The sequence below is a fragment of the Ancylobacter sp. genome (assembly GCF_965279025.1).
Taxonomy (GTDB): domain Bacteria; phylum Pseudomonadota; class Alphaproteobacteria; order Rhizobiales; family Xanthobacteraceae; genus Ancylobacter.
Genome location: NZ_OZ257132.1, coordinates 1,111,095 through 1,135,977, shown reverse-complemented (window position 1 = coordinate 1,135,977; position 24,883 = coordinate 1,111,095). Strand labels below are relative to the sequence as shown.

At 69.3% G+C, this 24,883-nt stretch carries 20 protein-coding genes; 11 read left to right on the top strand and 9 right to left on the bottom strand.

What is annotated here, in order from left to right:
* Positions 1–40: 40 nt before the first annotated feature.
* From ACQY76_RS05280 to ACQY76_RS05270, 3 genes are all read left to right on the top strand, one after another.
* Positions 41–664 carry a TetR/AcrR family transcriptional regulator gene (locus ACQY76_RS05280; protein WP_428031849.1) on the top strand — a complete coding sequence of 208 codons (624 nt, stop codon included), beginning with the start codon at positions 41–43 and terminating at the stop codon, positions 662–664.
* Positions 665–842: 178 nt separating this feature from the next.
* On the top strand, positions 843–1,301 hold the full coding sequence (locus tag ACQY76_RS05275) for a (2Fe-2S)-binding protein (RefSeq protein ID WP_428031848.1): 459 nt from the start codon (positions 843–845) through the stop codon (positions 1,299–1,301).
* 5 nt (positions 1,302–1,306) lie between these two features.
* The gene (locus tag ACQY76_RS05270) at positions 1,307–3,523 is read left to right on the top strand and encodes a molybdopterin cofactor-binding domain-containing protein (protein ID WP_428031847.1); all 2,217 of its coding nucleotides are present in this window, start codon (positions 1,307–1,309) and stop codon (positions 3,521–3,523) included.
* Positions 3,524–3,757: 234 nt separating this feature from the next.
* On the opposite strand, the gene ACQY76_RS05265 is transcribed toward ACQY76_RS05270, so the two are convergent.
* The 5 genes from ACQY76_RS05265 to ACQY76_RS05245 all read right to left on the bottom strand — a co-directional run bounded on the left by ACQY76_RS05265 (position 3,758) and on the right by ACQY76_RS05245 (position 10,150).
* Positions 3,758–5,200, bottom strand: coding sequence for an NAD-dependent succinate-semialdehyde dehydrogenase (locus ACQY76_RS05265; RefSeq protein WP_428031846.1), 1,443 nt, complete (start codon positions 5,198–5,200; stop codon positions 3,758–3,760).
* A 181-nt stretch (positions 5,201–5,381) separates the two neighbouring features.
* Positions 5,382–5,741, bottom strand: a complete 360-nt coding sequence (locus ACQY76_RS05260; RefSeq protein WP_428031845.1) for a DUF1428 domain-containing protein — start codon at positions 5,739–5,741, stop codon at positions 5,382–5,384.
* Positions 5,742–5,882: 141 nt separating this feature from the next.
* Positions 5,883–6,662 (bottom strand): Bax inhibitor-1/YccA family protein, encoded by a 780-nt coding sequence (locus tag ACQY76_RS05255; protein WP_428031844.1) that lies wholly within the window; start codon positions 6,660–6,662, stop codon positions 5,883–5,885.
* A 159-nt stretch (positions 6,663–6,821) separates the two neighbouring features.
* Positions 6,822–9,425: an ABC transporter permease gene (locus tag ACQY76_RS05250; RefSeq protein WP_428031843.1), complete on the bottom strand. Its 2,604-nt coding sequence runs from the start codon at positions 9,423–9,425 to the stop codon at positions 6,822–6,824.
* On the bottom strand, positions 9,422–10,150 hold the full coding sequence (locus ACQY76_RS05245; RefSeq protein ID WP_428032941.1) for an ABC transporter ATP-binding protein: 729 nt from the start codon (positions 10,148–10,150) through the stop codon (positions 9,422–9,424). The genes ACQY76_RS05250 and ACQY76_RS05245 overlap by 4 nt, the downstream gene beginning before the upstream one ends.
* Positions 10,151–10,260: 110 nt before the next feature.
* Between ACQY76_RS05245 and ACQY76_RS05240 the strand changes: the two genes are divergently transcribed.
* The 4 genes from ACQY76_RS05240 to ACQY76_RS05225 all read left to right on the top strand — a co-directional run bounded on the left by ACQY76_RS05240 (position 10,261) and on the right by ACQY76_RS05225 (position 16,345).
* Positions 10,261–10,995, top strand: a complete 735-nt coding sequence (locus ACQY76_RS05240) for an arylesterase (RefSeq protein ID WP_428032940.1) — start codon at positions 10,261–10,263, stop codon at positions 10,993–10,995.
* Between the two features lie 143 nt (positions 10,996–11,138).
* Positions 11,139–13,151: an acyltransferase family protein gene (locus ACQY76_RS05235; protein WP_428031842.1), complete on the top strand. Its 2,013-nt coding sequence runs from the start codon at positions 11,139–11,141 to the stop codon at positions 13,149–13,151.
* Between the two features lie 29 nt (positions 13,152–13,180).
* On the top strand, positions 13,181–15,214 hold the full coding sequence (locus ACQY76_RS05230) for an acyltransferase family protein (protein ID WP_428031841.1): 2,034 nt from the start codon (positions 13,181–13,183) through the stop codon (positions 15,212–15,214).
* A gap of 84 nt (positions 15,215–15,298) precedes the next feature.
* On the top strand, positions 15,299–16,345 hold the full coding sequence (locus tag ACQY76_RS05225; protein WP_428031840.1) for an aldo/keto reductase: 1,047 nt from the start codon (positions 15,299–15,301) through the stop codon (positions 16,343–16,345).
* 31 nt (positions 16,346–16,376) lie between these two features.
* On the opposite strand, the gene ACQY76_RS05220 is transcribed toward ACQY76_RS05225, so the two are convergent.
* The 4 genes from ACQY76_RS05220 to dapF form a co-directional block, all read right to left on the bottom strand.
* Complete coding sequence (locus ACQY76_RS05220; RefSeq protein WP_428032939.1) at positions 16,377–16,940, bottom strand: septation protein A; 564 nt, start codon at positions 16,938–16,940, stop codon at positions 16,377–16,379.
* A 62-nt stretch (positions 16,941–17,002) separates the two neighbouring features.
* Positions 17,003–17,956, bottom strand: coding sequence for a signal recognition particle-docking protein FtsY (gene ftsY, locus ACQY76_RS05215; RefSeq protein WP_428031839.1), 954 nt, complete (start codon positions 17,954–17,956; stop codon positions 17,003–17,005).
* Positions 17,953–19,266, bottom strand: a complete 1,314-nt coding sequence (gene mtaB / locus ACQY76_RS05210) for a tRNA (N(6)-L-threonylcarbamoyladenosine(37)-C(2))-methylthiotransferase MtaB (RefSeq protein WP_428032938.1) — start codon at positions 19,264–19,266, stop codon at positions 17,953–17,955. Before mtaB ends, ftsY begins: the two co-directional genes overlap by 4 nt.
* A 2-nt stretch (positions 19,267–19,268) precedes the next feature.
* Entirely contained in the window at positions 19,269–20,192 is a 924-nt protein-coding gene (gene dapF, locus ACQY76_RS05205; protein ID WP_428031838.1) for a diaminopimelate epimerase, read from the bottom strand.
* Positions 20,193–20,458: 266 nt separating this feature from the next.
* On the opposite strand from dapF, the gene ACQY76_RS05200 reads away from it, so the two are divergent.
* The 4 genes from ACQY76_RS05200 to ACQY76_RS05185 all read left to right on the top strand — a co-directional run bounded on the left by ACQY76_RS05200 (position 20,459) and on the right by ACQY76_RS05185 (position 24,849).
* On the top strand, positions 20,459–21,211 hold the full coding sequence (locus ACQY76_RS05200) for a GyrI-like domain-containing protein (RefSeq protein ID WP_428031837.1): 753 nt from the start codon (positions 20,459–20,461) through the stop codon (positions 21,209–21,211).
* A gap of 525 nt (positions 21,212–21,736) precedes the next feature.
* Positions 21,737–22,984, top strand: a complete 1,248-nt coding sequence (gene rlmN / locus ACQY76_RS05195; RefSeq protein ID WP_428031836.1) for a 23S rRNA (adenine(2503)-C(2))-methyltransferase RlmN — start codon at positions 21,737–21,739, stop codon at positions 22,982–22,984.
* A gap of 9 nt (positions 22,985–22,993) precedes the next feature.
* The gene (locus ACQY76_RS05190) at positions 22,994–23,509 is read left to right on the top strand and encodes a hypothetical protein (protein WP_428031835.1); all 516 of its coding nucleotides are present in this window, start codon (positions 22,994–22,996) and stop codon (positions 23,507–23,509) included.
* Positions 23,510–23,619: 110 nt separating this feature from the next.
* Positions 23,620–24,849, top strand: coding sequence for an argininosuccinate synthase (locus ACQY76_RS05185; protein WP_428031834.1), 1,230 nt, complete (start codon positions 23,620–23,622; stop codon positions 24,847–24,849).
* Positions 24,850–24,883: the final 34 nt, after the last annotated feature.

The window sequence follows — 24,883 nt, the reverse complement described above, 5'->3', positions numbered from 1 at the left end:
GAGCAAGGCAGAAAATTCCGTAAAAATACGGAGGAAACGCATGACCGCCCGCACCGCGCGCAAGCGCCTCCAGCCCGCCGAGCGGCGGGGGATGATTCTTGAGGAAGCCTTGAGATTGTTCGCCGAGCGCCACTTCTCAGTGGTCACCGTGCGCGACATCGCGCTGGTCTGCGGCATCAATGTCGGCCTGCTCTACCACTATTTCGACAACAAGGACGACCTGGTGCGGCGCGCTCTTGGGCACGCGATCGAGCAGCTCATGGCAGGCTACGAGGAACGGCGCGCCGCCGGCGTGGAGCCGCTGGCCGAAATCCTCGCCTGGCTGGACACCCATATCGAGCTTGCCCCCACGCTGGCGCTGATGGTCAAGCTGATGAGCGACTATGCGAGCTCGGGCCTGCGCGACGACGAGGTCGACGCGCTGATCGCCGGCTTCTACGCGCGCGAGAAGCAGCTGCTGGAAAGCGCGCTCCAGCGCGGCATGGACAGCGGCCGGTTCACGCCGGTCGACATTCCCCGCACCGCTCGCCGCATCGGCCTGATGCTCGACGGCATCTTCCATGCCTCGGCCAGCCGCGGCGACGACCGCATTATCGACGACATCACCGACCTCGCCGATTTCGTGCGCGACATGCTGGGGGCGCGCGCCGAGGTGGCGGCGTGAGGGATTGCACAACCGCACGCCCGGGCGCGGCAGGTCACGGAACGGTGATTAGATGATGGTCGTCATGAAGCGGTAACTTCATAGCGGGAGCGCAGACATCACGGCTTGCCGCCGCCGGGAGGTGATTGCGGGCCGTTCGTAGTTGCGCGTCCTCATCCCTAGAAGGAGAGGGCGACTGATGAAATTCACACTCAACGGACGCGAGCAGACCCTCGATGCCAATGGCGACATGCCGTTGCTGTGGGCGATTCGCGACATTGCCGGCCTGACCGGCACCAAATTCGGCTGCGGCGCCGCCCTGTGCGGCGCCTGCACGGTGCATCTCGACGGCGCGCCGGTGCGCTCGTGCCAGACCTCGCTGTCGGATGTCGAGGGCAAGAGCGTCACCACCATCGAGGGCGTCGCCGCCACCGGCGAGATCGGCAATGCCGTGGTCACGGCCTGGCGCACGCTCGACGTGGTGCAGTGCGGCTATTGCCAGCCCGGCCAGATCATGTCGGCGGTGGGCCTGCTCAGCGAGAACCGCAAGCCGACCGATGACGACATCGACGCAGCCATGGACGGCAATGTGTGCCGCTGCGCCACCTATCAGCGCATCCGCGCCGCCATCCACGAAGCTGCCTCCAACCTCGCGTGAGCGCCATGCATCTCATCAAGCCCGAACACTACCGGCAGATGCTGGCGGGGATGGGCGCCCCGGTTGCCGCCTCCCGCCGCAGCTTCCTCAAGGGCCTCGCGGCCGCCGGCGGCGCGCTTGTCATCGGCGTCCACCTCGACCCGCGCGTCGCGCTGGCCGAGGAGGCCCCCGCCGCTGCCGCGCCGCCCCTGCCGAACGCCTTCGTGCGCATCGCCCCGGACAACACGGTCACGGTGCTCATCAAGCATCTCGACATGGGGCAGGGCGTCACCACCGGCCTGTCCACCATCGTCGCCGAGGAACTCGACGCCGATTGGAGCCAGATGCGGGCGGCCTTCGCGCCGGCCGACGCCAAGCTCTATAACAACCTCGCCTTCGGCCCGGTGCAGGGCACCGGCGGCTCGACCTCGGTGGCCAATAGCTGGCAGCAGCTGCGCCGCGCCGGCGCCGCCGCGCGCCAGATGCTGGTCGCAGCGGCGGCCACGACGTGGGGCGTGCCGGCCGACAGCATCACCATCGACAAGGGCGTGCTGAAGAGCGGCAGCCATTCCGGCACCTTCGGCGAATTCGCGGAAGCGGCGGCGGCGCTGCCGGTGCCAGCCGAGGTGTCGCTCAAGGAGCCGAAGGATTTCCGGCTTATCGGCACGAAGCTGCCCCGGCTGGATTCCCCGGACAAGACCGACGGCAAGGCGATCTACGCGCTCGACATCAAGCGGCCGGGCATGCTGACCGCCGTCCTCCGCCGCCCGGACCGCTTCGGCGCCACGGTGAAGAGCTTCGACGCGACGGCGGCGAAGAAGGTGCCTGACGTGGTCGACGTGGTGGCGGTGCCCAATGGCATCGCCGTGCTGGCGAACAACACCTGGGCGGCGATCCAGGGCCGCGACGCGCTCACCGCCATCGAGTGGGACGAGGCCAAGGCCGAGAAACGCGGCACGGCCGAGCTGTTCGACGAATACCGCAAGCTGGCGCAGACGCCGGGCCTGCCCGCCGCGCGGCGGGGCGACGCCGCCAAGGGGCTGGCGGGCGCGGTCAAGACCATCGAGGCGGAGTTCAGCTTCCCCTATCTCGCCCATGCGCCGATGGAGCCGCTGAACTGCGTGATCGAGAAGACGGCGGATGGCGTCACCATCTGGACCGGCTCGCAGTTCCAGACCATCGAGCAGGCGGTGACGGCCAGCATTCTCGGCATCAAGCCCGAGCAGGTGAAGATCGAGACGCTGTGGGCCGGTGGCTCCTTCGGGCGCCGCGCCAACCCACCGGCGGATTATGTCGCCGAGGCCGCCACCATCCTCAAGGCGATCGACGGGCGGGCGCCCGTGCACCTCGTCTGGACCCGCGAGGACGACATCAAGGGCGGCTATTACCGCCCGATGTTCTACCATTCGGTGCGCGCGGGCCTCACCGCCGACGGCAAGATCGCCGGCTGGGACCAGCGCATTGTCGGCCAGTCCTTCATCGCCGGCACGCCGTTCGAGGCCTTCATCATCAAGGAGGGCGTCGACGGCACCTCGGTGGAGGGCGCTTCCGACACGAACTACGCCATCGGCGATTTCCGGGTGGACCTGCACTCGCCGAAGGTGAACGTGCCCACCTTGTGGTGGCGCTCGGTCGGCCACACCCACACCGCCCATGTGGTGGAGGTGATGATCGACGAACTCGCCCATGCGGCGGGGCGCGACCCGGTGGAGTTCCGGCTGGAGTTGCTGAAGGACCAGCCGCGCCACGCCGCCGTGCTGAAGCTGCTGGCGGAGAAGGCCGGCTGGGGCCCGAAGGCGGGCGCCGGCAAGGGGCGCGGCGTGGCGCTGCATGAGAGCTTCGACACGGTGGTCGGCAGCGTCATCGACGTGTCGGTGGTGGATGGCAAGATCAAGGTCGAGCGCGTCGTGTGCGCGGTGGATTGCGGCATCGCCATCAACCCGGACGTGATCGCCGCGCAGATCGAGGGCGGCGTCGGCTTCGGCCTCGGCGCGGCGCTGCATGACGAGATCACCCTCGACGGCGGCGTGGTCGAGCAGGCGAATTTCGACACCTATGTGCCGCTGCGCATGTCGGAGATGCCTGTGGTGGAGGTGCATATCCTGCCCTCCGCGAATGCACCGACGGGGATTGGCGAGCCGGGCGTGCCGGGCGTCGCGCCGGCGCTCTCCAACGCCATCTTCGACGCCACCGGCCAGCGGCTGCGCTCGCTGCCGTTCCGGCTGGAGGATTTCAAGGCCTGAGGCTGCCTCAACTCGCCCTTGGAAGACCGTCATCCCGGCCGCAGCCGGAGGCGAAGAGCCGGGATCGTCCACCGGGAGGCCTTTGCGATCCCGGATAGGGCCTTCGGCCCTTCCGGGATGACGCCTCTGGCGGCGTGCGCGGGGCCGACTCGGCTCTTGGGGGCGAATGCCTGCTGAAATTGAAAAGGCCGGTCGCGAGACCGGCCTTTTTGCTGTTCCGCTGCCTTCCCCTGCTCAGAGGCTGATGCAGACATATTTGGCGTCGATATATTCCTCGATGCCGTATTTCGAGCCCTCGCGGCCGACGCCGGATTCCTTGACGCCGCCGAAAGGCGCCACTTCCGTGGTGATGACGCCGGCATTGATGCCGACCTGGCCATAGCGCAGGTCTTCCGAGACGCGGAAGGCGCGGGAGAGATCGCGGGTGTAGAAATAGCAGGCGAGGCCGAACTCGGTGTCGTTGGCGAGGCGCACCGCCTCTTCCTCGGTCTCGAAGCGGAACACCGGGGCGACCGGGCCGAAGATCTCCTCGCGGGCGAAGTTCATCTCGGGCGTGGCGCCGGCGATGACGGTGGGCTGGAAGAACTGCCCGCCCAGTTCATGGCGCCCGCCGCCGGTGACCACCTTGCCGCCCTTGGCCAGCGCGTCGGCGATGAAGCTCTCGGTCTTGGCGACCGCCTTGTCGTCGATCAGCGGCCCCTGCACCACCCCCTCGTCGAGGCCGGACCCGACCTTCAGCCTGGCCGAGGCCTCGGCGAATTTGGCGACGAAGGCGTCATAGATGCCCGCCTGCGCATAGAAGCGGTTGGCGCAGACGCAGGTCTGGCCGGAATTGCGGTATTTGGAGGCGATGGCGCCTTCCACCGCCTTGTCGAGATCGGCGTCGTCGAAGATGAGGAAGGGCGCGTTGCCGCCGAGCTCCATCGACACCCGCTTCACCGTGTCGGCCGCCTGCTTCATCAGCAGCTTGCCGATGGGGGTGGAGCCGGTGAAGGTGATCTTGCGCACCGCCGGGTTGGCGGTCATCTCGCCGCCGATGGCCGAGGCCGAGCCGGTGAGGATGTTGACCACGCCCTTGGGATAGCCGGCCTGTTCGCACAGCACGCCCCAGGCGAGCCCGGAATAGGGCGTCTGCGTCGCCGGCTTCACCACCGAGGTGCAGCCGGTCGCCAGTGCCGGGCCGATCTTGCGCGCCAGCATGGAGGAGGGGAAGTTCCACGGCGTGATGGCGGCGACGACGCCGACCGCCTGCTTGGTGACGAGGATGCGCCGCTCGCCCCACGGGGAGGGGATGACATCGCCATAGACGCGCCGGGCTTCCTCGGAGAACCACAGCACATAGGCGGCGCTGGCACCGACCTCGCCCATGGATTCGGCCAGCGGCTTGCCCTGCTCGAGGGTGAGGAGTTCGGCCAGCGCCCGCTGATTGTCCATGATGGCGGCATGCAGGCGCCGCAGCATCTTCGCGCGCTCATCCGCCGTGGTGCGCGAGAAGGTCTCGAAGGCCTTCGCCGCGGCGGCGATGGCGCGGCGGGTCTCGTCCGTGCCGGCGTTGGGCACGGTGCCGATCACCTCGCCGGTGGCGGGGTTGGTGACCTCGATGGTGCCGCCGGCATCGGCGCCGACCCATTCGCCGCCGATGAGATTGGTATCGCGCTTGAAATCCGACCAGTTCATGGGATCCGCCTCTCCATCCGGGGGAGACTGATTCACCGGCCAGGCTGTGCGACCCGACCGGATCAGGCTCCCGGGGCGCGGACCCTGCTGGCCAACGCCGGGCCCGCCTTGTACCGCCCGGCGGGGCGGCGGACAATCGCGGCGGCGGTCACATCGGTTGTGAGGGCATGGGCGGAAGGGCTCACTCCTTGCGGGCGTCGAGCAGCGGGGCGAAGCCGCCGAAGATCATGCGCTGGCCGTCGAAGGGCATGTCGGTCATGTCCTTCAGGCGCGGATCCTCCATGAAGGCCTTCATGCCGGCGTCGCGGGCGGCGCGCGAGGGCCATTCGATCCAGGAGAACACCACGGTTTCCTCGGGCGTCGCCTTCACCGCCCTGCGGAAATCGGTGACCTTGCCGTCCGGCACGTCGTCGCCCCATGCCTCGACCGCGCGTAGCGCGCCGTGCTCCAGGAAGATCGGCGCCGCCTTCTCGGCCATGGCGCGGTAGGCGTCCTTCTTGTCGGTGGGCACGGCGACGACGAATCCGTCGACATAGCTCATGGTTTCCTCCTCGTTCTTGCTGGCGAGGGCGAAGCCTAGAGTCATTCCGTAACGGAAATGCGGCAGGGCGGAGGGCCGCGGAAACGAAAAAGCCCCGGCGCGGGGCCGGGGCTTCGGTGGTCAGTGGAGCGCTGCGGCGGCTCAGTTGTTCCGGTTGCCGAACAACTGCAGCAGCATCAGGAACATGTTGATGAAGTCGAGATACAGGGTCAGCGCGCCCATGATGGCCTTGCGGCCCGCGACGACGTCGTCGTCACCGGCGAAGTACATTTCCTTGATGCGCTGCGTGTCATAGGCGGTGAGGCCGGCGAACACGAGGACGCCCGCCACCGAGATGATGAACTGCAGCATCGAGGAGCCGAGGAAGATGTTCACCACCATCGCGACCAGGATGCCGATGAGGCCCATGATCAGGAACGAGCCGAGGCCCGAGAGGCTGCGCGAGGTGGTGTAGCCATAGAGGCTCAACCCGCCGAACGCCGCTGCGGTGATGAAGAACACCCGGACGATGCTCTCATGCGTGTAGACCAGGAAGATGCTGGCCAGCGACACGCCGACGAGCGCGGCATAGACCCAGAAGATGGTCTGCGCGACGCCGACGCTCAGCCGGTCCACCCGGAAGCTGAGGAACATCACGGCCGCCAGCGGGGCGAACATCACCACCCAGCGCAGCGGGCTGCTGAACAGCGCGGCGCCGGTCTCGGTGAGGTAGATGCCGGCCAACTGATATTCGGTCGGCGTGCTGGAGACGGCGAGCATGTAGATGCCCAGCGCCGCCGCGCCGGTGATGGCCAGGCCGAGCGTCATGTAGTTGTAGACGCGCAGCATATAGGCGCGCAGGCCCTGGTCGATATCGGCCTGCGTCCGGGCCGCGGTCGCCCCGAAGCGCGGCACGGAGACGTTGCGGTTAAAGTCGGACATGGTCGGATTCTCTCCCGATAATCCCGTGACCCACCCCGCCACCAGCGACATGCCGGGGAGTGTGGGAACTCAGCGTGAATATGAGGGGCGCATCGGCCTGCCGCAAGTGAAGTTTGCGACAGGAATGACGCTGGGGCAGCGGGTTCTGCCGATTCGCACTCACAGATTGCGCAGGATGCGCGCCGGTTTCTGTCCCAATGCCCGCCAGGTGCCGACGAGACCGAAGCCGACGGTGAGCACCAGCGCCACCGCCACCGCGCCGAGCGCCGCGCCGGTGGACCAGGCGAAACCGAGCTTCATCACATACACCACCACCACATAGGCCGCCGCCGTGCCCGCCCCGACCGCCACCACGGCGGTGACGAGGCCGAGCGCGGCATATTCCAGCGCATAGGCGGCCACCAGCCGCGCCCGCGTGGCGCCGAGCGTCTTCAGGATCACGGCGTCATAGACGCGATGATGCTGGCCCGCCGCCAGCGCGCCGGCGAGCACCAGCACGCTGGAGAGCAGGGTGACGAGGCTGGCGCCGCGAATGGCGATGAGCAGATTGGCGACGATCTCGCCGATCTGGGTCAGCGCCTCCTTCACCCGCACGGCGGTGACGGCGGGAAAGTCGGTCGCCACGGCGCGGCCGAGGCTGCGCTCGGTGCCGACATCGCCGCCCTCCGGCAGGGTGAGGGTGGCCAGCGAGGTGTGCGGCGCGCCGGCGAAGGTGTTGGGCGAATAGACCATGACGAAATTGATGGCGAGCCGCTCCCATTCCACGTCGCGCAGATTGGCGATGGTGGCGGTGATGGAGCGGCCGAGCACGTTCACCGTCACCTCGTCGCCGATCTTCAGGCCGAAGGCGTCGGCGATCTCGCGCTCGAAGGAGACCAGCGGCGGGCCGGCATAATCGGCCGGCCACCACTCGCCGCTGGCGAGAACGGAGCCCTCGGGGAGGCCCTGCGCATAGGTGATGCCCCGGTCGGAGGACAGCACCCAGGCGAATTCCGCCGGCGGATCGAGGCTTTCCACCGGGCGCCCGCCGAGCGTGACAATGCGCCCGCGCAGCATCGGCACGACTTCGACCTCGCCCTCCGGCGCCTTCTCGTGCAGGAAGCGCACGAAGGTGTCGGTCTCGCTGTTCTGGATGTCGAGGAAGAAGAAGCTCGGCGCCTCGGTGGGCAGGCGCGAGGTGAGCTCGCGCGTCAGGCTGCGGTCGATCAGCGCCAGCGTCACCAGCAGCGTCAGGCCGAGGCCGAGCGACAGCACGATGGTGGGGGTGAGCGCCGCCGGCCGGTGGATGTTGGCGAGCGCGAGACGCAGCGCGGTGGAGCGCGGGCGCGGCAGACGGCGGGCCACCGCCATGATGCCGGCCGCGACGAGGCGCAGCGTCACCAGCACGCTCGCCGCCGCCGCGAGATAGATCATCGCGACATAACGCTGCTCCGACGCGTAGACCGCGAGCCCCGCCAGCGCCAGCGCCGCCAGCGTGGTGAGGGCGATATAGACGAGGCGCGGGCGCCGCCGGGCGCCTTCCACATGCTCGCGGAACAGCGCCGAGACCGGTACGTCATGGGCGAGCCCCAGCGGCCACAGGGCGAAGGCCAGCGCGATCAGCGCGCCATAGGCCAGCGCAAGCAGGATCGCCCTCGGCTGCAGGCTCGGCTCGATGGCGATCGGCAGCAAATGGCCGAAGGCGGCATCGGCGAGGAAGGGCAGGGCGGAACCGACGACGATGCCGATGCCGATGCCGATCAGGGCGATGAGGCCGACCTCGGCGAGATAGATCGCGAACACCGTCACCCCCGGCGCGCCGAGGCTCTTGAAGGTGGCGATGACGCCGCGCTTGGCGTCGAGATGGCTCTTCACCGCATTGGCGACGCCGACCCCGCCGACGAGCAGCGCGGTAAGGCCGACAAGGGTGAGATATTCGGTGAAGCGGCGGACGTTGTTCTCCAGCCGGGGCGCGGCCGCGTCGCGGGTGCGGGCCTCGAAGCCCGCCTCGGGCGCGCCTTTCTGCACGCCGTCGACGAAGCCGGCGAGTTCCGCCGGGCGGTCCATCTTCACCCGGTAGTGCCAGCGCACCAGCGAGCCGGGCTGCAGCAGGTCGGTGGCGCGCAGCGCGTCGAGCGACACCAACACGCGCGGGCCGAAGCCGATGCCGGTGGAGAGCAGGTCCGGCTCGCGCGCCAGCGTGCCCTTGAGGATGAGCGTCGCCTCGCCGAGCTGGAAGCGGTCGCCGGTCTTGAGCTGCAGCCGGTCGGCGAGCGAGGGGTCGACGAGCGCGCCGAAGGCGTCGCCCTCGGCGGCGAGCGCCCCGGCGAGCGGCTGCGGCGGTTCGATGTCGAGCGTGCCGACCATCGGGTAGACGCCGTCCACCGCCTTCACTTCCGCCAGCGTGGCGTCGAGCGATTCGCCGCTGCCGGCGCGCGCCATGGCGCGCAGCGTGGCGATGGTTGAGACCGGCCCGCCGGCGGCGATGAGCGCATATTCCTGCGGGCTCGCCTCGCGCTGCACCAGGGTGAAGGCGGCGTCGCCGCCGAGCAGCGTCGTGCCCTCGCGGGCGAGGCCATCGGTCAGGGCGCGCGAGAAGGCGCCGACACCGGCAATGGCCGCGACACCGAGCGCGAGGCAGGCCAGGAACACGGCGAAGCCGCGCAGGCCGCCGCGCAGTTCGCGCAGGGCGAAGCGCAGCGGCAGCGTGCGGCGGCCGGGACGGCGCAGCAGGGCCACCCGGCCGGCTTCCGCCGCCGGGGTCGAAACCTCTCCGGTGCTCATGCGCCGGCCCCGGCCAGCGCTTCCTCGGGCTCGACGGCGCCCGAGCGCAGCCGCACCGTGCGGTCGCAGCGGCGGGCGAGCGTCGCGTCATGGGTGACGATGACCAGCGTGGCGCCGCGCCGCGCCTGCGCCTCGAACAGCAGGTCCATGATCTGCTTGCCGGTCGCCTCGTCGAGATTGCCGGTCGGCTCGTCGGCGACGAGGATGCGGGGCTCGGGTGCCAGCGCGCGGGCAACGGCGACGCGCTGCTGCTCGCCGCCGGAAAGCTGGGAGGGGTAATGGTCGAGACGCGCGCCGAGGCCCACGGCGGTCAGCTCGGCGGCGGCGCGCTCGAAGGCGTCGGCACGGCCGGCGAGTTCCAGCGGCACGGCGACATTCTCCACCGCCGTCATGGTGGGGATGAGATGGAAGGCCTGGAAGACGATGCCGACATGGCGGCCGCGAAAGCGCGCGAGGGCGTCCTCGTTCAGCCCTGTCAGCTCCTGTCCCGCCACCTCGACCCGTCCGGCGTCCGCCCGCTCCAGCCCGGCGAGCACCATCAACAGGCTCGACTTGCCCGAACCGGAGGGGCCGACAAGACCGACGGCCTCGCCCTGGCGTATGGCCAGCGACACGCCCTTGAGGATGTGCACGCGCGCCGCACCGCTGCCGAGGGAGAGTTCCACGCCGTCGAGGCGGATGGCGGTGGCGGTCTGCGCGCCTGTCGGCACCCGGGCCGACGGCATCGTGACGGGAGGCTTGGTCATTGGAGGCATGGGGCTCTTTTTCGCGTCTGTTCCGGTGCGGGAACGGCATCGCCATTTTGCGGCCGGCATCTGGCGCACCATATGCTGCGCTGCACCGTTTCCGAAAGGGTAGGCCCGTGTCACGATTGCTCCATCGGCTCCTCGCTCTCGGCGGCCTCGCCTTGTTCGGCGCGGCGGCCGGCGCTTCCACCCCGGCGATGGCCGAACCGCTGCGCATCGTGGCGTTCGGCGACAGCCTGACCGCCGGCTATGGCCTCCCCGCCAGCAAGTCGTTCGCGGTCCGGCTGCAGGACGCGCTGAAGGCCAAGGGACACGACGTTGTGATCGTGAATGCCGGCGTCTCGGGCGACACCACCAGCGCCGGCCTCGCCCGGCTCGACTGGTCTATCCCCGACGGAACCGACGGGGTGATCCTCGAACTCGGCGCCAATGATGCCCTGCGCGGGCTCGACCCGGCGATTCCCGAGCGTTCGCTCGATACCATATTGGCGCGTCTGAAGGCGCGCGGCGTTCCCGTGCTGATGGCCGGCATGCAGGCGCCGCCCAATCTCGGCGCGGCCTATCAGAAGCGCTTCGACCCGATCTATGAGCGGCTGGCGGCGAAATATGACGTGCCGCTCTACCCGTTCTTCCTCGACGGGGTAGCGGGCAACACGGGGCTGAACCAGCCGGACGGCGTGCACCCGACCGCCGCCGGGGTGGACATCATCGTCGGGCGCATGCTGCCGAGCGTCGAAGCCTTCCTCGCCACGCTGAAGGCCCCCGTTCCGGCCGCCAATGGCGCCCCTGGCACCGCTGCGCCGGGATCGGCCGACCCCGGCTGAGCCTGCCCGCGCGGCCGGGGGTGGCGCGGGGACTGTTTCCAAATGTGACGAACTGTTGCCGCCCGGTTATCGACGCTGGGGTTCGGGTGGGGTATCGCTCGGCCTGGGGCCGACGTGCCGTGTTCTGCCTGTGCCGGGGGCATATGAAATACCGTAGCGAGATCGACGGGTTGCGTGCGGTTGCCGTTGTTCCCGTGATCCTGTTCCACGCTGGCTTCGGGGCGTTCTCGGGCGGGTATGTGGGCGTCGACGTGTTCTTCGTGATCAGCGGCTACCTGATCACGATGATCCTGCTGGCGGAGATCGAGGCCGGCACCTTCTCCATCGGGCGGTTCTACGAGCGGCGGGCGCGGCGCATCCTGCCGGCGCTGTTCGTGGTGATGGCGGCGTGCGTGCCCTTCGCGCTGCTGTGGATGATCCCCGACCAGTTGCGCGATTTCGGCCGCAGCGTCACGGCGGTGGTGTTCTTCGTCTCGAACTTCCTGTTCTGGAGCGAGGAAGGCAGCTATTTCGCCGCCGCCGCCGAGCTGAAGCCGCTGCTGCACACCTGGAGCCTGGCGGTCGAGGAGCAATATTACCTGATCGCGCCGCTGAGCCTGGCTTTGCTGTGGCGCTTCGGCCGGCGCACCGTGTTCTGGCTGGTGGTGGCGACGGCGGTGGTGAGCCTCGCCGCCACCGAATGGGGCTGGCGCTTTGCGCCGCGGGCGAATTTCTACCTGCCGCAGTTCCGCATCTGGGAGCTGCTGGCCGGCTCGATCTGCGGATTTCTCGCCGCCAGCCATGCCCGCCCGAACAATGTGCTGAGCGCGCTGGGGCTGGCGATGATCGTGTTCGCGATCTTCGCCTTCGATGCGGCGACGCCGTTCCCCAGCCTTTACGCGCTGGTGCCGGTGGGCGGGGCGGCGCTGATCGTGATGTACGCGCATAAGGGGACGTTCGTCGCGCGGGTGCTGTCGGCGCGGGCTCTGGTGGGCATCGGGCTGATCAGCTACAGCGCCTATCTCTGGCACCAGCCGCTGTTCGCCTTCGCCCGGATCCGGGCGCTGGCCGAGCCGGCGCCGGCGCTGATGATGGGGCTGGCGGCGTTGTCGCTGGGGCTCGCCTATCTGAGCTGGCGCTTTGTCGAGCAGCCGTTCCGGCGCGGGCGGCCGCTGCTGCCGACCCGGCGGGCGGTGTTCGCGGCCAGCGCGGTGGCGGGCGCGGTCTTTGCCGGCTTCGGCGCCTATGCCAGCGTCAGCGGCGGCATCCCCTCCCGCCTCGCGGGTATCGAACCCGGCTCCTATGGCGCGACGCTGCTCGCCTCGGTGCGTCACAACAGGCTGCTCGGCGACTGCTATGACGGGATCGACATGCTCGACGCGGCAGGTCGCGCCCGGTTGTGCCCGGCCTTCGACCCGCCGGACCCGGAACTGCGCATCCTGGTGATCGGCGACAGCCATTCGGGCACGCTGCTGCCGGCCTTCGCCGGGGTGGGGCAGCGCAACGCCGTCTACCGGCTCGGCATTGGCGGCTGCCCGCCGATCCGCCATGCGGAAGTGCGCACCGGCATATTGGCGCCGGGGGCCTGCCCGGGCATGACGCAGGCGCAGATGGAGGCGGTGCGGGACGGGCACTTCGACGTGGTGGTGCTGGTGGCCCGCTGGTCGCTCTACACCCAGCAAGGCGGCCGCTATTACATTCTCGCGCCGGAGGCCGGCCGCCCCTATGCGCCTCCGCGGGAGACCTTCGAGACGCTGCTGCCCGCCACCGTGGCGGAGTATCGCGCGCTTGGCGCGGCGGTGGTGGTGATCGACCAGGTGCCGGAGCAGAACGTGCCGCTGCGCGCGCTGGTCGAGCAGGCGGCGTTGCTCGCGAGCGATGGCGGCCTCGACGCGACGCGTTTCGAGCAGGCGGTGCGGGAGGTGTCGGTGACGGTCGAAGAGAATACGCGCCGCCAGGGCTATTCCGAGAGCGTGCTGGATCGGCTGCGCGGCGACAAGGTGTGGGTGCTGTCCTTCGACGAGCTGTTCGCGCATGACGGGCGCTATCTCGCCGGCGACCGGAACGGGGCGTTCTATGGCGACACCGATCATCTCACCGCCTATGGCGCCGCCATGCTGGCGCCGGCGATGACGGCGGCGTTCGACGAGATTTCGCGTAGCCTGCGCACTCCCTGAGGCGGCAGCGGCCCGGTGCCGGAGAGCGCATGACGTATCGCGACGAGATCGACGGGTTGCGTGCGGTTGCCGTTGTTCCCGTGATCCTGTTCCACGCTGGCTTCGGGGCGTTCTCGGGCGGGTATGTGGGCGTCGACGTGTTCTTCGTGATCAGCGGCTACCTGATCACGATGATCCTGCTGGCGGAGATCGAGGCCGGCACCTTCTCCATCGGGCGGTTCTACGAGCGGCGGGCGCGGCGCATCCTGCCGGCGCTGTTCGTGGTGATGGCGGCGTGCGTGCCCTTCGCGCTGCTGTGGATGATCCCCGACCAGTTGCGCGATTTCGGCCGCAGCGTCACGGCGGTGGTGTTCTTCGTCTCGAACTTCCTGTTCTGGAGCGAGGAAGGCAGCTATTTCGCCGCCGCCGCCGAGCTGAAGCCGCTGCTGCACACCTGGAGCCTGGCGGTCGAGGAGCAATATTACCTGATCGCGCCGCTGAGCCTGGCTTTGCTGTGGCGCTTCGGCCGGCGCACCGTGTTCTGGCTGGTGGTGGCGACGGCGGTGGTGAGCCTCGCCGCCACCGAATGGGGCTGGCGCTTTGCGCCGCGGGCGAATTTCTACCTGCCGCAGTTCCGCATCTGGGAGCTGCTGGCCGGCTCGATCTGCGGATTTCTCGCCGCCAGCCATGCCCGGCCGAACAATGTGCTGAGCGCGCTGGGGCTGGCGATGATCGTGTTCGCGATCTTCGCCTTCGATGCGGCGACGCCGTTCCCCAGCCTTTACGCGCTGGTGCCGGTGGGCGGGGCGGCGCTGATCGTGATGTACGCGCATAAGGGGACGTTCGTCGCGCGGGTGCTGTCGGCGCGGGCTCTGGTGGGCATCGGGCTGATCAGCTACAGCGCCTATCTCTGGCACCAGCCGCTGTTCGCCTTCGCCCGGATCCGGGCGCTGGCCGAGCCGGCGCCGGCGCTGATGATGGGGCTGGCGGCGTTGTCGCTGGGGCTCGCCTATCTGAGCTGGCGCTTTGTCGAGCAGCCGTTCCGGCGCGGGCGGCCGCTGCTGCCGACCCGGCGGGCGGTGTTCGCGGCCAGCGCGGTGGCGGGCGCGGTCTTTGCCGGCTTCGGCGCCTATGCCAGCGTCAGCGGCGGCATCCCCTCCCGCCTCGCGGGTATCGAACCCGGCTCCTATGGCGCGACGCTGCTGGCGTCCCTGCGGATGGGGACGCTGGACCGCCGGTGCGCGCCGGCCGGCGAGGGACCGCACCGGCCCCAGCTCTGCGCCGTCTACACGCCGGCAAACCCCGAGCTGCGCATCCTGGTGATCGGCGACAGCCACTCGCTGGCCCTGCTGCCCGCCTTTGCCGGGGTGGGCGAGCGCCATGCCGTCTACCAGATGGCGCAGCTGAGCTGCCCGCCGATCAACCACGTGTCGCTGCACCGCGCGATCTTCGACATCGGCGTGTGCGAGCAGGCGGCGCGCGACCAGATGGAGGCGGTCCGGCAGGGCGGGTTCGATGTCGTGGTGCTGGCCGCCCGCTGGTCGGTCTATGCCGGCCGCGAGGGACGGCGCGGCTTCGCGCTGGCACCGGAAGGCGATGCGAGCTTTCCCTCGCTCGCCGTCTCGCGCGCGACCTTCGCCAGCCATGTGGCCGCGACGGTGCAGGACTATCTCGCGCTCGGCGCCACGGTGGTGCTGATCGACCAACTGCCCGAGCAGGACGTGCTGCCGCGCAAGGTGATCGAGCAGGCGGTGCTGCTCGGCGTCGATGGCGGCGTCGACGCGGAAAGATTCGCCCGCGCGGTGCGGGACAGCTCGGTGGAGATCGCGGCGGACGAGACGATGCAGGCCTTCGCCGAGGCGACGCTGGAGAAGCTGCGCGGCGCCAAGGTGTGGGTGCTGTCCTTCGACGCGCTGTTCGCCCGCGACGGGCGCTATGTGTGGGGCGACCGCGACGGGGCCTATTACATCGATGGCGACCACCTGTCCGCCTATGGAGCCGCGCGGGTCGAGCCGGCGCTGACGGCGGCTTTCGCGGACATCGCGGCCGAGGCGCGGTTGCCCGCCGGCGGCTCCCGGCCATGAGGGCGGCCCGGCCGGTTGCCGGGCGGCGCGCGGCTACCTATCTTGCGCGCATCTCCTTTCCTCTTTTTCCCGAAAAGCACCGACATGCAGTATCGCCCGCTCGGCCGCACCGGCCTCGAGGTCTCCTCGATCTGTCTCGGCACCATGACCTATGGCGAGCAGAACACCGAGGCGGAAGGCCATGCGCAGATGGACGCCGCCCTCGACCGCGGCATCAATTTCTTCGACACCGCCGAACTCTATTCCATTCCGCCCAAGCCCGAGACGCAGGGCTCGACCGAGCGCATCATCGGCAGCTGGTTCAAGGCGCGCGGCAACCGTGACAAGGTGATCCTCGCCACCAAGGCGTGCGGCCTGTCGCAGATGACCTGGTTCCGCGACGACGGGTCGCCGGCGCGCCCGACGCGCGGGCAGATCCGCGAGGCGGTGGAGAAGAGCCTGACGCGGCTGCAGACCGACTATATCGACCTCTACCAGCTGCACTGGCCGGGCCGGCCGGTGGATGTGTTCGGCGCCAACCCGACCCGCTGGAAGCGTGCGCCCGGCGCGGAAACCCCGATCGCCGAGACGCTCGCGGCGTTTGGCGAGCTGGTGACCGAAGGCAAGATCCGCCATTTCGGGCTGTCCAATGAGAGCGCCTGGGGCACGATGTCGTTCCTGGCCGAGGCGGAGCGCACCGGCGGGCCGCGCCCCGTCTCGCTGCAGAACGCCTATAATCTGCTGAACCGCACCTATGAGACGGCGCTGGCCGAGGTGAGCCTGCGCGAAGATGTCAGCCTGCTGGCCTATTCGCCGCTCGGGCAGGGCTATCTCACCGGCAAGTACCAGAACGGCGCGCTGCCCGAGGGCTCGCGCACGGCGCTGTTCCAGCGGGCGGTGCGCTATCAGGTGCCGGGGGCGGAGGAGGCGATCGAGGATTACCTCGCCATTGCCCGCGACGCTGGGCTCGACCCCTCGCAGATGGCCATCGCCTTCTGCCTGACGCGCGATTTCGTGACCTCTGTCATCATCGGCGCGACGACGATGGCGCAGCTCGCCACCGATATCGACGCGGTCGATCTGGTGCTGGCGCCCGATGTGCTGGCGCGCATCGACGCCGTGCACCAGCGGCGCGGCAATCCGTGTCCCTGAAAACGACCGGCGGCGGGCGAAAAGCCCGCCGTCAGGGCCTGTCGCCCTGGCCCTTGCTCTCGGGCGGGGCGTGGCGGGTCATCAGCGGCATCTGCGCCATGGCGAAGACCAGCGTCAGCGGGAGATAGCCGAAGGTCTTGAACGCCACCCAGGTATCGGTCGAGACGCTGCGCCAGACGATTTCGTTCAGCACCGCCATGACCAGGAAGAACACGCCCCAGCGTATGGTGAGCACGCGCCAGCCTTCGTCGGTCAGCACGAACACGTCGCCGAGCACATAGGGCAGCAGCGGCTTGCGCAGCCACAGGCCGCCGAGCAGGGCGATGCCGAACAGCGCGTTGACCAGCGTCGGCTTCATCTTGATGAAGTGGTCGTCCTGCAGCACCAGAGTGAGGGTGCCGAACACCAGAACCACGCCCGCCGACACCAGCGGCATGACCGCGATCTTGCGCGCGATGATCCACATCACCGCCAGCGCGGCGAAGGTGGCGACCATGAAGGCGCCGGTGGCGAGGTAGATGCCGCCGCGCCCATTGGCGATGAAGAAGACAACGAGCGGCCCCAGCTCCAGCGCGAATTTGAGCAGCGGATGCATGGTGCGCAGAGGCGTGGCGGGCGGCGTTGCGGGCGGCGTGCCGGACGATGAATCGCTCATGGTCAGTTCTCCAATCCGACGATGGCGCGGGCAAAGTCGCGCGCCTCGAAAGGTTGCAGGTCGTCGACGCCCTCGCCGACGCCGATGAGATGCACGGGCAAGCCGTGTTTCGCGGCAAGGGCGACGAGAATGCCGCCACGCGCCGTGCCGTCCAGCTTGGTCATGACGAGGCCGGTGACGCCGGCCACCCGCTTGAACGCCTCCACCTGCTGGAGGGCGTTCTGCCCCACCGTGGCGTCGAGGGTCAGCACCACGGCGTGCGGGGCGGTGGCATCCTGCTTTTTGATGACGCGGACGACCTTTTCAAGCTCCGCCATCAGCTCCACCCGGTTCTGCAGCCGGCCGGCGGTGTCGATGATCAGCACGTCGGCTCCCTCGGCCCGGGCCTGCTGCAGCCCGTCATAGGCGACGCCGGCGGCGTCGGCGCCCGGCGCACGGGAGACGACGGTGGCGCCGGTGCGGTCGGCCCAGACCTTCAGCTGCTCGATCGCGGCGGCGCGGAACGTGTCGCCGGCGGCGAGCACGACCTTGCGCCCCTGCGCCTTCAGCGTGGCGGCGAGCTTGCCGATGGTGGTGGTCTTGCCGGAACCGTTGACGCCGACCATCAGCAGCACGAAGGGCTTGCTGTCGCTGGCGAAGACCAGCGGCACCGCGACCGGCTTCAGCACCGCCTCGATCTCGGCGGCGACCACGCTCCGCACCTCATCGGGCTCTATGGTCTTGTCGTAGCGCCCTTTTCCGACCGCCGCAGCGATGCGCGCGCTCGTCTCGACGCCGAGATCGGCGCGGATGAGCATGTCCTCCAGATCCTCCAGCGTGTCGGCGTCGAGCTTGCGCTTGGTGAACAGGTCGGTGATGCCGGTGGACAGGCCGGTGGCGGTGCGCGTCAGCCCCTGGGTCAGGCGTTTCCAGAAGCCGGGGCGGGTGCTGGTCGTGTCGTCGTTCATGTCGGTCATGCCGCGATCAGCCGAACGCCGTCATGGCCGGCGATGCGGAGTTGGGTGAGCGTGCCGGGCGCCAGCGGGGTGGAAAGGCGCACCGGGGTGAAACTCGGCGTGCGGGCGAGGCCGCCGCGCTCCGCCAGCACGTCGCGGCGCGCCCCGACTTCGCCGGCGAGGTGGCGCAGCAGCGCGTGCTGGCCTTTTTCGCGCAGGCGTCGCGCCCTCTCCTTCGCCAGCCCGGGCGCGACGGGCGGCATGCGCGCGGCCGGCGTGCCGGGGCGGGGGGAGAAGGGGAAGACGTGCAGATGCGTCAGCCCGCAGGCATCCACGAGGTCGAGCGAGGCCCGGAACTGGGTCTCGGTCTCGGTGGGAAAGCCGGCGATGAGATCGGCGCCGAACACCACATCCGGCCGCAGCCGGCGGATCTGCGCGGAGAAGCGGATGGCGTCGGCGCGCAGATGGCGGCGCTTCATGCGTTTGAGAATGAGGTCGTCGCCGGCCTGCAGCGAGAGGTGCAGATGCGGCATCAGCCGCTCCTCCTCGGCGAGCGCGCGCAGCAGTTCTTCATCGACCTCGACCGAATCGATGGAGGAGAGCCGCAGCCGGGGCAGCTCCGGCGCGTGGCGCAGCAGCGTGCGCACCAGCGTGCCGAGGCGCGGCGCGCCGGGAAGATCGGCGCCATAGGAGGTGAGGTCGACGCCGGTGAGTACGATTTCGCGCGCGCCCTCGGTCATCAGCTGGCGCACCCGCGCCACCACGGCGCCCATCGGCACGGAGCGGGAGTTTCCCCGGCCATAGGGGATGACGCAGAAGGTGCAGCGGTGGTCGCAGCCATCCTGCACCTGCACGAAGGCGCGGGTGTGCCCCTCGATGGTGTCGGCCGGGCCGGCGAGCAGGTGGCCCGCCGTCTCGCGCACCGCCATGATGTCGCTGACGGCGATCTTCGCGTCGCGGCCGAGGCCGAAATCGTGTCCGGAATCGAGGGCGGTGCGGGTGGCGCGCCAGGCGTCCGGCGCGGTCTTCTCGGCATTGCCGAGCACGCGGTCGACCTCCGGCATCTCGGCGAAGCCAGCGGGCTCGATCTGCGCGGCGCAGCCGGTGACGAGAATGCGGCGGGAGGGGGCCTCGCGCTTGAGCCGGCGAATGGTCTGGCGCGCCTGCTTCACCGCCTCGGCGGTGACGGCGCAGGTGTTGACCACCACCACGTTCTCGAGCCCGGCCGCTTCGGCCATGGACTTGGCGGTGGCGGAATCGAGCGCGTTCAGCCGGCAGCCGAAGGTGACGACCTCGACCGGGGACAGGGGCGCCGCTGGCTCCAGCTGCATGGTCACGCGGCGCCGGGTCTGGCGCCGGCGGGCTCGGCTTCGCCGAGCATGGCGGCGTAGGACTCGGCTTCGCCGAGCATGGCGGCGGTGAGCCGGCCGTCGAACTCGAACTCGGCCGGGCCGGTCATCAATATGTGGTCGTCGCTTGGGCGCCAGTCGATGACGAGATCGCCGCCAGGAAGGGTGAGGGTGACGCGCCGGCCGGTGAGGCCGAGGCGCGCGGCGGCGACGGCGGTGGCGCAGGCGGCGGTGCCGCAGGCACGGGTGAGGCCGACGCCGCGCTCCCACACCTTCAGCACGATGTGCTCGGGCGAGACGACCTGCGCCACCGAGATGTTCGCCCGCTCGGGGAAGATCGGGTGGTGCTCCAGCTCCGGCCCGAGAGACGCGAGGTCGATGGCCTCCACATCCTCGACCCAGAAGATGGCGTGCGGGTTGCCGACATTCACCACGGAGGGGCCGCGCAACACCGGCGCTTCCGCCGGGCCGGCCTGCAATTCGATGGCACGGGTATCCGTGACCGGGCCGGCGAGCGGGATGTCGTGCCAGCCGAAGCGCGGCACGCCCATGTCGACGGTGATGCCCTCCGGCGCCAGCGTGCAGTCGAGCGGGCCGGCGACGCTCTCGAACACCATGTGGCGCTCGCCGGTGCGGCCGGCCTCATAGAGCGCGATGCAGCGCGTGCCATTGCCGCAGGCGCCCGATTCCGAGCCGTCGGCATTGATGATGCGCACGAAAGCGCGCGTGCCCTCGGACTGCGGCGGGTAGAGCGCCATGATCTGGTCGAAGGGCAGCACGTCCGGCCGGGCGAGGGCGCGCGCCTCCTGCGGCGGGACGGCGAGCGGCGCGTCGCGCAGATCCAGCACGACGATCTCGTTGCCGAGGCCGTTCATCTTGACGAAAGGTCGGTTTTCCAGCGCAGCCATGGGCCCGGTTTCGCGGCATGCGGCGGGCGGGCCGCCGGGGAGTACGGAAGAGGGTGCGGTCCTTATATGGCGAAGCGCCGAGGATTGGCCAGACTTATCGGGCATGGCGGGGCGCTGCCAATGGCGCTGCAGAAGTGTCGCGTCGCGGCGACAGGGCCGGACGAACACCGCTCCGTGTCCCGCGCGCCGGTCGCGGGCGGCGGGCGGGAATGCTAGATGTCGCGGGTAGATGTCTTCGGCGTCGCGCCCGTTCCGGTGAACCGATCATGATGGTGAATTTCCCTGCCCGCGCCCTGCCGCGCCGGCTGTTGGCACTGTTGGCGCTGTTCGCGGCGCTCGCTCTGCCGGCGCCGCTCTGGGCGCAGACTCCGCCGGCCGGCGCGCCGCCCGCCGCTGCGCCCGAGATCACACCCAGCGATCCGGCACCCGCCGAGCCCAAACCGGCGCCCGATGCCGCCCCGCTGGACGAGGACGACATGATCGCCCCGCCGATGATCGACCCGCGCGGTGTGGAGACGCAGAATGTCGCCCCGGCGCCGGACCCGCTGACCCGGCCGGACGGCTTCGGCGAGCCGGCGACCCTGCAGCCGGTGCCGGTGCTGATGAAGAAGGCGCATGCGGGCTGGGACGACGCGTTCAAGACCATCGTCGCGACGCTTGGGGAAATCGACGCCGAGATGGCGCGGCTGAAGCTGAAGCCGAACGGCGCCTCCTTCATCATCTACACGGCGACCGACGATCTCGGCTTCGACTTCGAGGCGGCGGTGCCGTTCGAGGGGGCGACGGTGGAGAAGCCGCAGAACGGCATGGAGTTCTCCGCCTCGCCGGCCGGCAAGGCGCTGCGCTTCACCCATCGCGGGCCCTATGATGCGATGGACCCTACCTATGAGCAGATCGCCAATCTGCTCGACGCCAAGGATCTGGAAGCGCAGGACCTCTATGTCGAGGAATACCGTTCCGACCCGCGCACCACGCCGGAAGACAATCTGGTCATCGACATCTGGGTGCCGCTGAAGTGAGCGACATAGCGTCCTCCCGGACGGTCCACAGGACCGAGCCGGGATGGTGGCTACGTGCGTCGAGGCCGATCTGAGGGCGCGCGCTCCGCCCCTGCCCGTCATGGGTGGCCCGGCATCCGCGCCTTCCTTTCCCCAAGCGCCCGGTCCACGTCGTGGATGCCCGGGCATGACGATGTGACGGGGATGGGGTGCGGAGATGGGGTTCGCTGAAGAGTCTTTGCTGGGTCCCGGCGCGGCGCTCCGCCTTTGGCGTCGCTGGTCCGGGACACGGGACTGCCTGCGGCGTCGCTGGTCCGGGATGCGGGTCTGCCCTTGGCGTCGCTGTGCGGGATGCGGGGCCCGTTGCCCGGACGAGGCGCGCGTCGCGCGCCGATGATCCGGGCCCCAGCGGAAGACTTTCTGGCGATGTCCTTGAGGTTGGCGTGGGCCCGCGCGGCCTTGCATGGGTGCCCGGCGCCGCTGCCTATTCGCCTCGCCGGCCGCTCTGTGGTATGAGGCGCGCAAACGGACATCATCGATAGCGACATGAACCTCATCGACACCACTGCGGCCGCCGCCGCCGGGGCGCGTGCTCCCGTAGAGAGCGCCCGCGCCGAGACGCCGCGTACCGAGACGCGTCGCTCGCTGGCGGGGCTGGACCGCGCCGGGCTGGCGCAGGCGCTGGCCGAGATCGGCGTCGCCGAGCGCGAGCGCAAGATGCGCGTCGCCCAGCTCTGGCACTGGATCTATCTGCGCGGGGCGCTCTCCTTCGACGAGATGACCAATGTCGGCAAGGGCCTGCGCGAGAAGCTCGCGGGCGCCTTCACGCTCGACCGGCCGGAGGTGGTGGTCGAGCAGGTGTCCAATGACGGCACCCGCAAATGGCTGCTGCGCCTGCCGCCCGACATTGCCGGCGACAAGCCGCACGACGTCGAGATGGTCTACATCCCCGAAAGCGACCGCGGCACGCTGTGCGTGTCCAGCCAGGTCGGCTGCACGCTGAACTGCTCGTTCTGCCACACCGGCACGCAGCGGCTGGTGCGCAACCTCACGGCGGCCGAGATCGTGCTGCAGGTGATGGTGGCGCGCGACCGGCTCGGCGATTATCCCGGCCGCGACCGCGCCGTCGGCCCCGGCCTGCCCACCGAGGGCGACCGGCTGGTGACCAACATCGTGTTCATGGGCATGGGCGAGCCGCTCTACGCCTATGATTCGGTCGCGAAATCCATCGAGATCCTGGCCGATGGCGAGGGGCTGGGGATCGGCAAGCGCCGCATCACCGTCTCCACTTCGGGCGTGGTGCCGGAGATCGAGAAGCTGGGCCGCGAGGTCGGGCCGATGCTCGCCATCTCGCTGCACGCGGTGCGCGACGAATTGCGCGACGAGCTGGTGCCGATCAACAAGAAGTACCCGCTGAAGGCGCTGCTGGAGGCCTGCCGCACCTACCCGCCGGCCTCCAACGCCAAGCGCATCACCTTCGAGTACGTCATGCTCAAGGGTGTGAACGATTCACCCGCCGATGCCCGCGCGCTGGTGAAGCTGCTCGCCGGCATTCCGGCCAAGATCAACCTCATCCCGTTCAACCCGTGGCCCGGCACGAAATATGAGTGCTCGGACTGGGAGACGATCGAGCAGTTCTCCGACATCGTCTTTCGCGCCGGCTATTCCAGCCCGGTGCGCACGCCGCGCGGGCGCGACATCCTCGCCGCCTGCGGCCAGCTGAAGAGCGAGACGGAAAAGCTCTCCGCCCGCGAGCGGCTGGCGCTGCGCGCCATGGCGGCGGCGGCGGAATAGGCGGCGCGCATGGACGATCTGCTGCGCCTGCTGCTGCGCTTCATCCTCGTGCCGCTCGGCATGATCTGCGGCTTCATCGCCTCCTTCGTGGTGGTGCTGTTCGGCTATTGGCGCCTCGGCGACCTGCTCGCCGGCAATGTGGATGTCGAGGCTATGGCGCTGGTCGATGCCTTCGCCACGGCCAGCTACCTGCTGATGGCGGTGCTGCTGGCGATGTGGGCGGTGGCGCTGGTCGGCATCCTGTTCGCCGAGGTCTTCGGCGTGCGGTCGTGGATCTACCATGTGGCCAATGGCGCGATCTCGGCCTGGCTCGCTGCCTCGGTGTTCGCGCCCTATGCGCAGGCGCCCGTGCCGTTCGACGGCGACCTCTATGTGGTGGCGGCCGGCCTTGCCGGCGGGCTGGCCTATTGGCTGGTGGCCGGCTGGAATGCCGGCTTCTGGAAGCCGCTGCGCGCGGAACGGCTGCCCGCGCCGATGCCCGCCGCCCAGCCGGCGCCGCCGCCCGCCCTGCCGCCGGCGAACTGACACGCGCACATGCGGAGGTGCATACTTGCACGCGCCCGCCTCATGCCTATAGTCCGCGCGCCCTGCCGGGCTCGATCTTCCCGCGGACTCTGACTCTCTCGGAATTTGACATGGCGAACGATGTGAAGAAGGTGGTGCTTGCCTATTCGGGCGGTCTCGACACCTCGGTGATCCTGAAATGGCTGCAGACCACCTATGGCTGCGAGGTGGTGACCTTCACCGCCGATCTCGGCCAGGGCGAGGAGCTGGAGCCGGCGCGCAAGAAGGCGGAGCTGCTCGGCATCAAGCCGGAGCACATCTTCATCGAGGACGTGCGTGAGGAGTTCGTTTCCGACTACGTGTTCCCGATGTTCCGGGCGAACGCGCTCTATGAGGGGCTTTATCTGCTCGGCACCTCGATCGCCCGCCCGCTGATCGCCAAGAAGCAGATCGAGATCGCCCGGAAAGTCGGCGCCGATGCGGTCTCCCATGGCGCCACCGGCAAGGGCAATGACCAGGTCCGCTTCGAGCTGAGCTATTACGCGCTCGAACCCGAGATCAAGATCATCGCGCCGTGGCGCGAATGGGATCTGCGCTCGCGCGAGCAGCTGATCGCCTTCGCCGAATCCCACCAGATCCAGATTTCCAAGGACAAAAGGGGCGAAGCCCCGTTCTCGGTCGACGCCAACCTGCTGCACTCGTCCTCCGAGGGCAAGGTGCTGGAAGACCCCTCGGTCGAGGCGCCGGAATTCGTCTATCAGCGCACCATTTCCCCCGAGGACGCGCCTGACAAGGCGACCTACATCACGGTTGGGTTCGAGAAGGGCGACGCGGTGTCGATCGACGGCGAGGCGCTCTCCCCCGCCAGCCTGCTGACTCGCCTCAACGCCCTCGGCAAGGAAAACGGCATCGGCCGGCTCGACCTGGTCGAGAACCGCTTCGTCGGCATGAAGTCGCGCGGCGTCTACGAGACGCCCGGCGGCACCATCCTCCTGCAGGCGCATCGCGGCATCGAGAGCATCACGCTCGACCGCGGCGCGGCGCATCTGAAGGACGACATCATGCCCCGCTATGCGGAGCTGATCTATAATGGCTTCTGGTTCTCGCCCGAGCGCGACATGCTGCAGGCGCTGATCGACAAGAGCCAGGAATTCGTCACCGGTGAGGTGCGGATCAAGCTCTACAAGGGCAATGTCGACGTGGTCGGGCGTACCTCGCCCTATTCGCTGTACAATCAGGACCTCGTGACCTTCGAGGAAGGCGCGGTGGCCTATGACCACCGCGACGCCGCCGGCTTCATCAAGCTGAACGCCCTGCGTCTGCGCACCCTGGGCAGCCGGGCGCGCAAGATCGGCGGCTGACGCCTTAGGCGACGGCGTCGAGGCCCCGAGACCG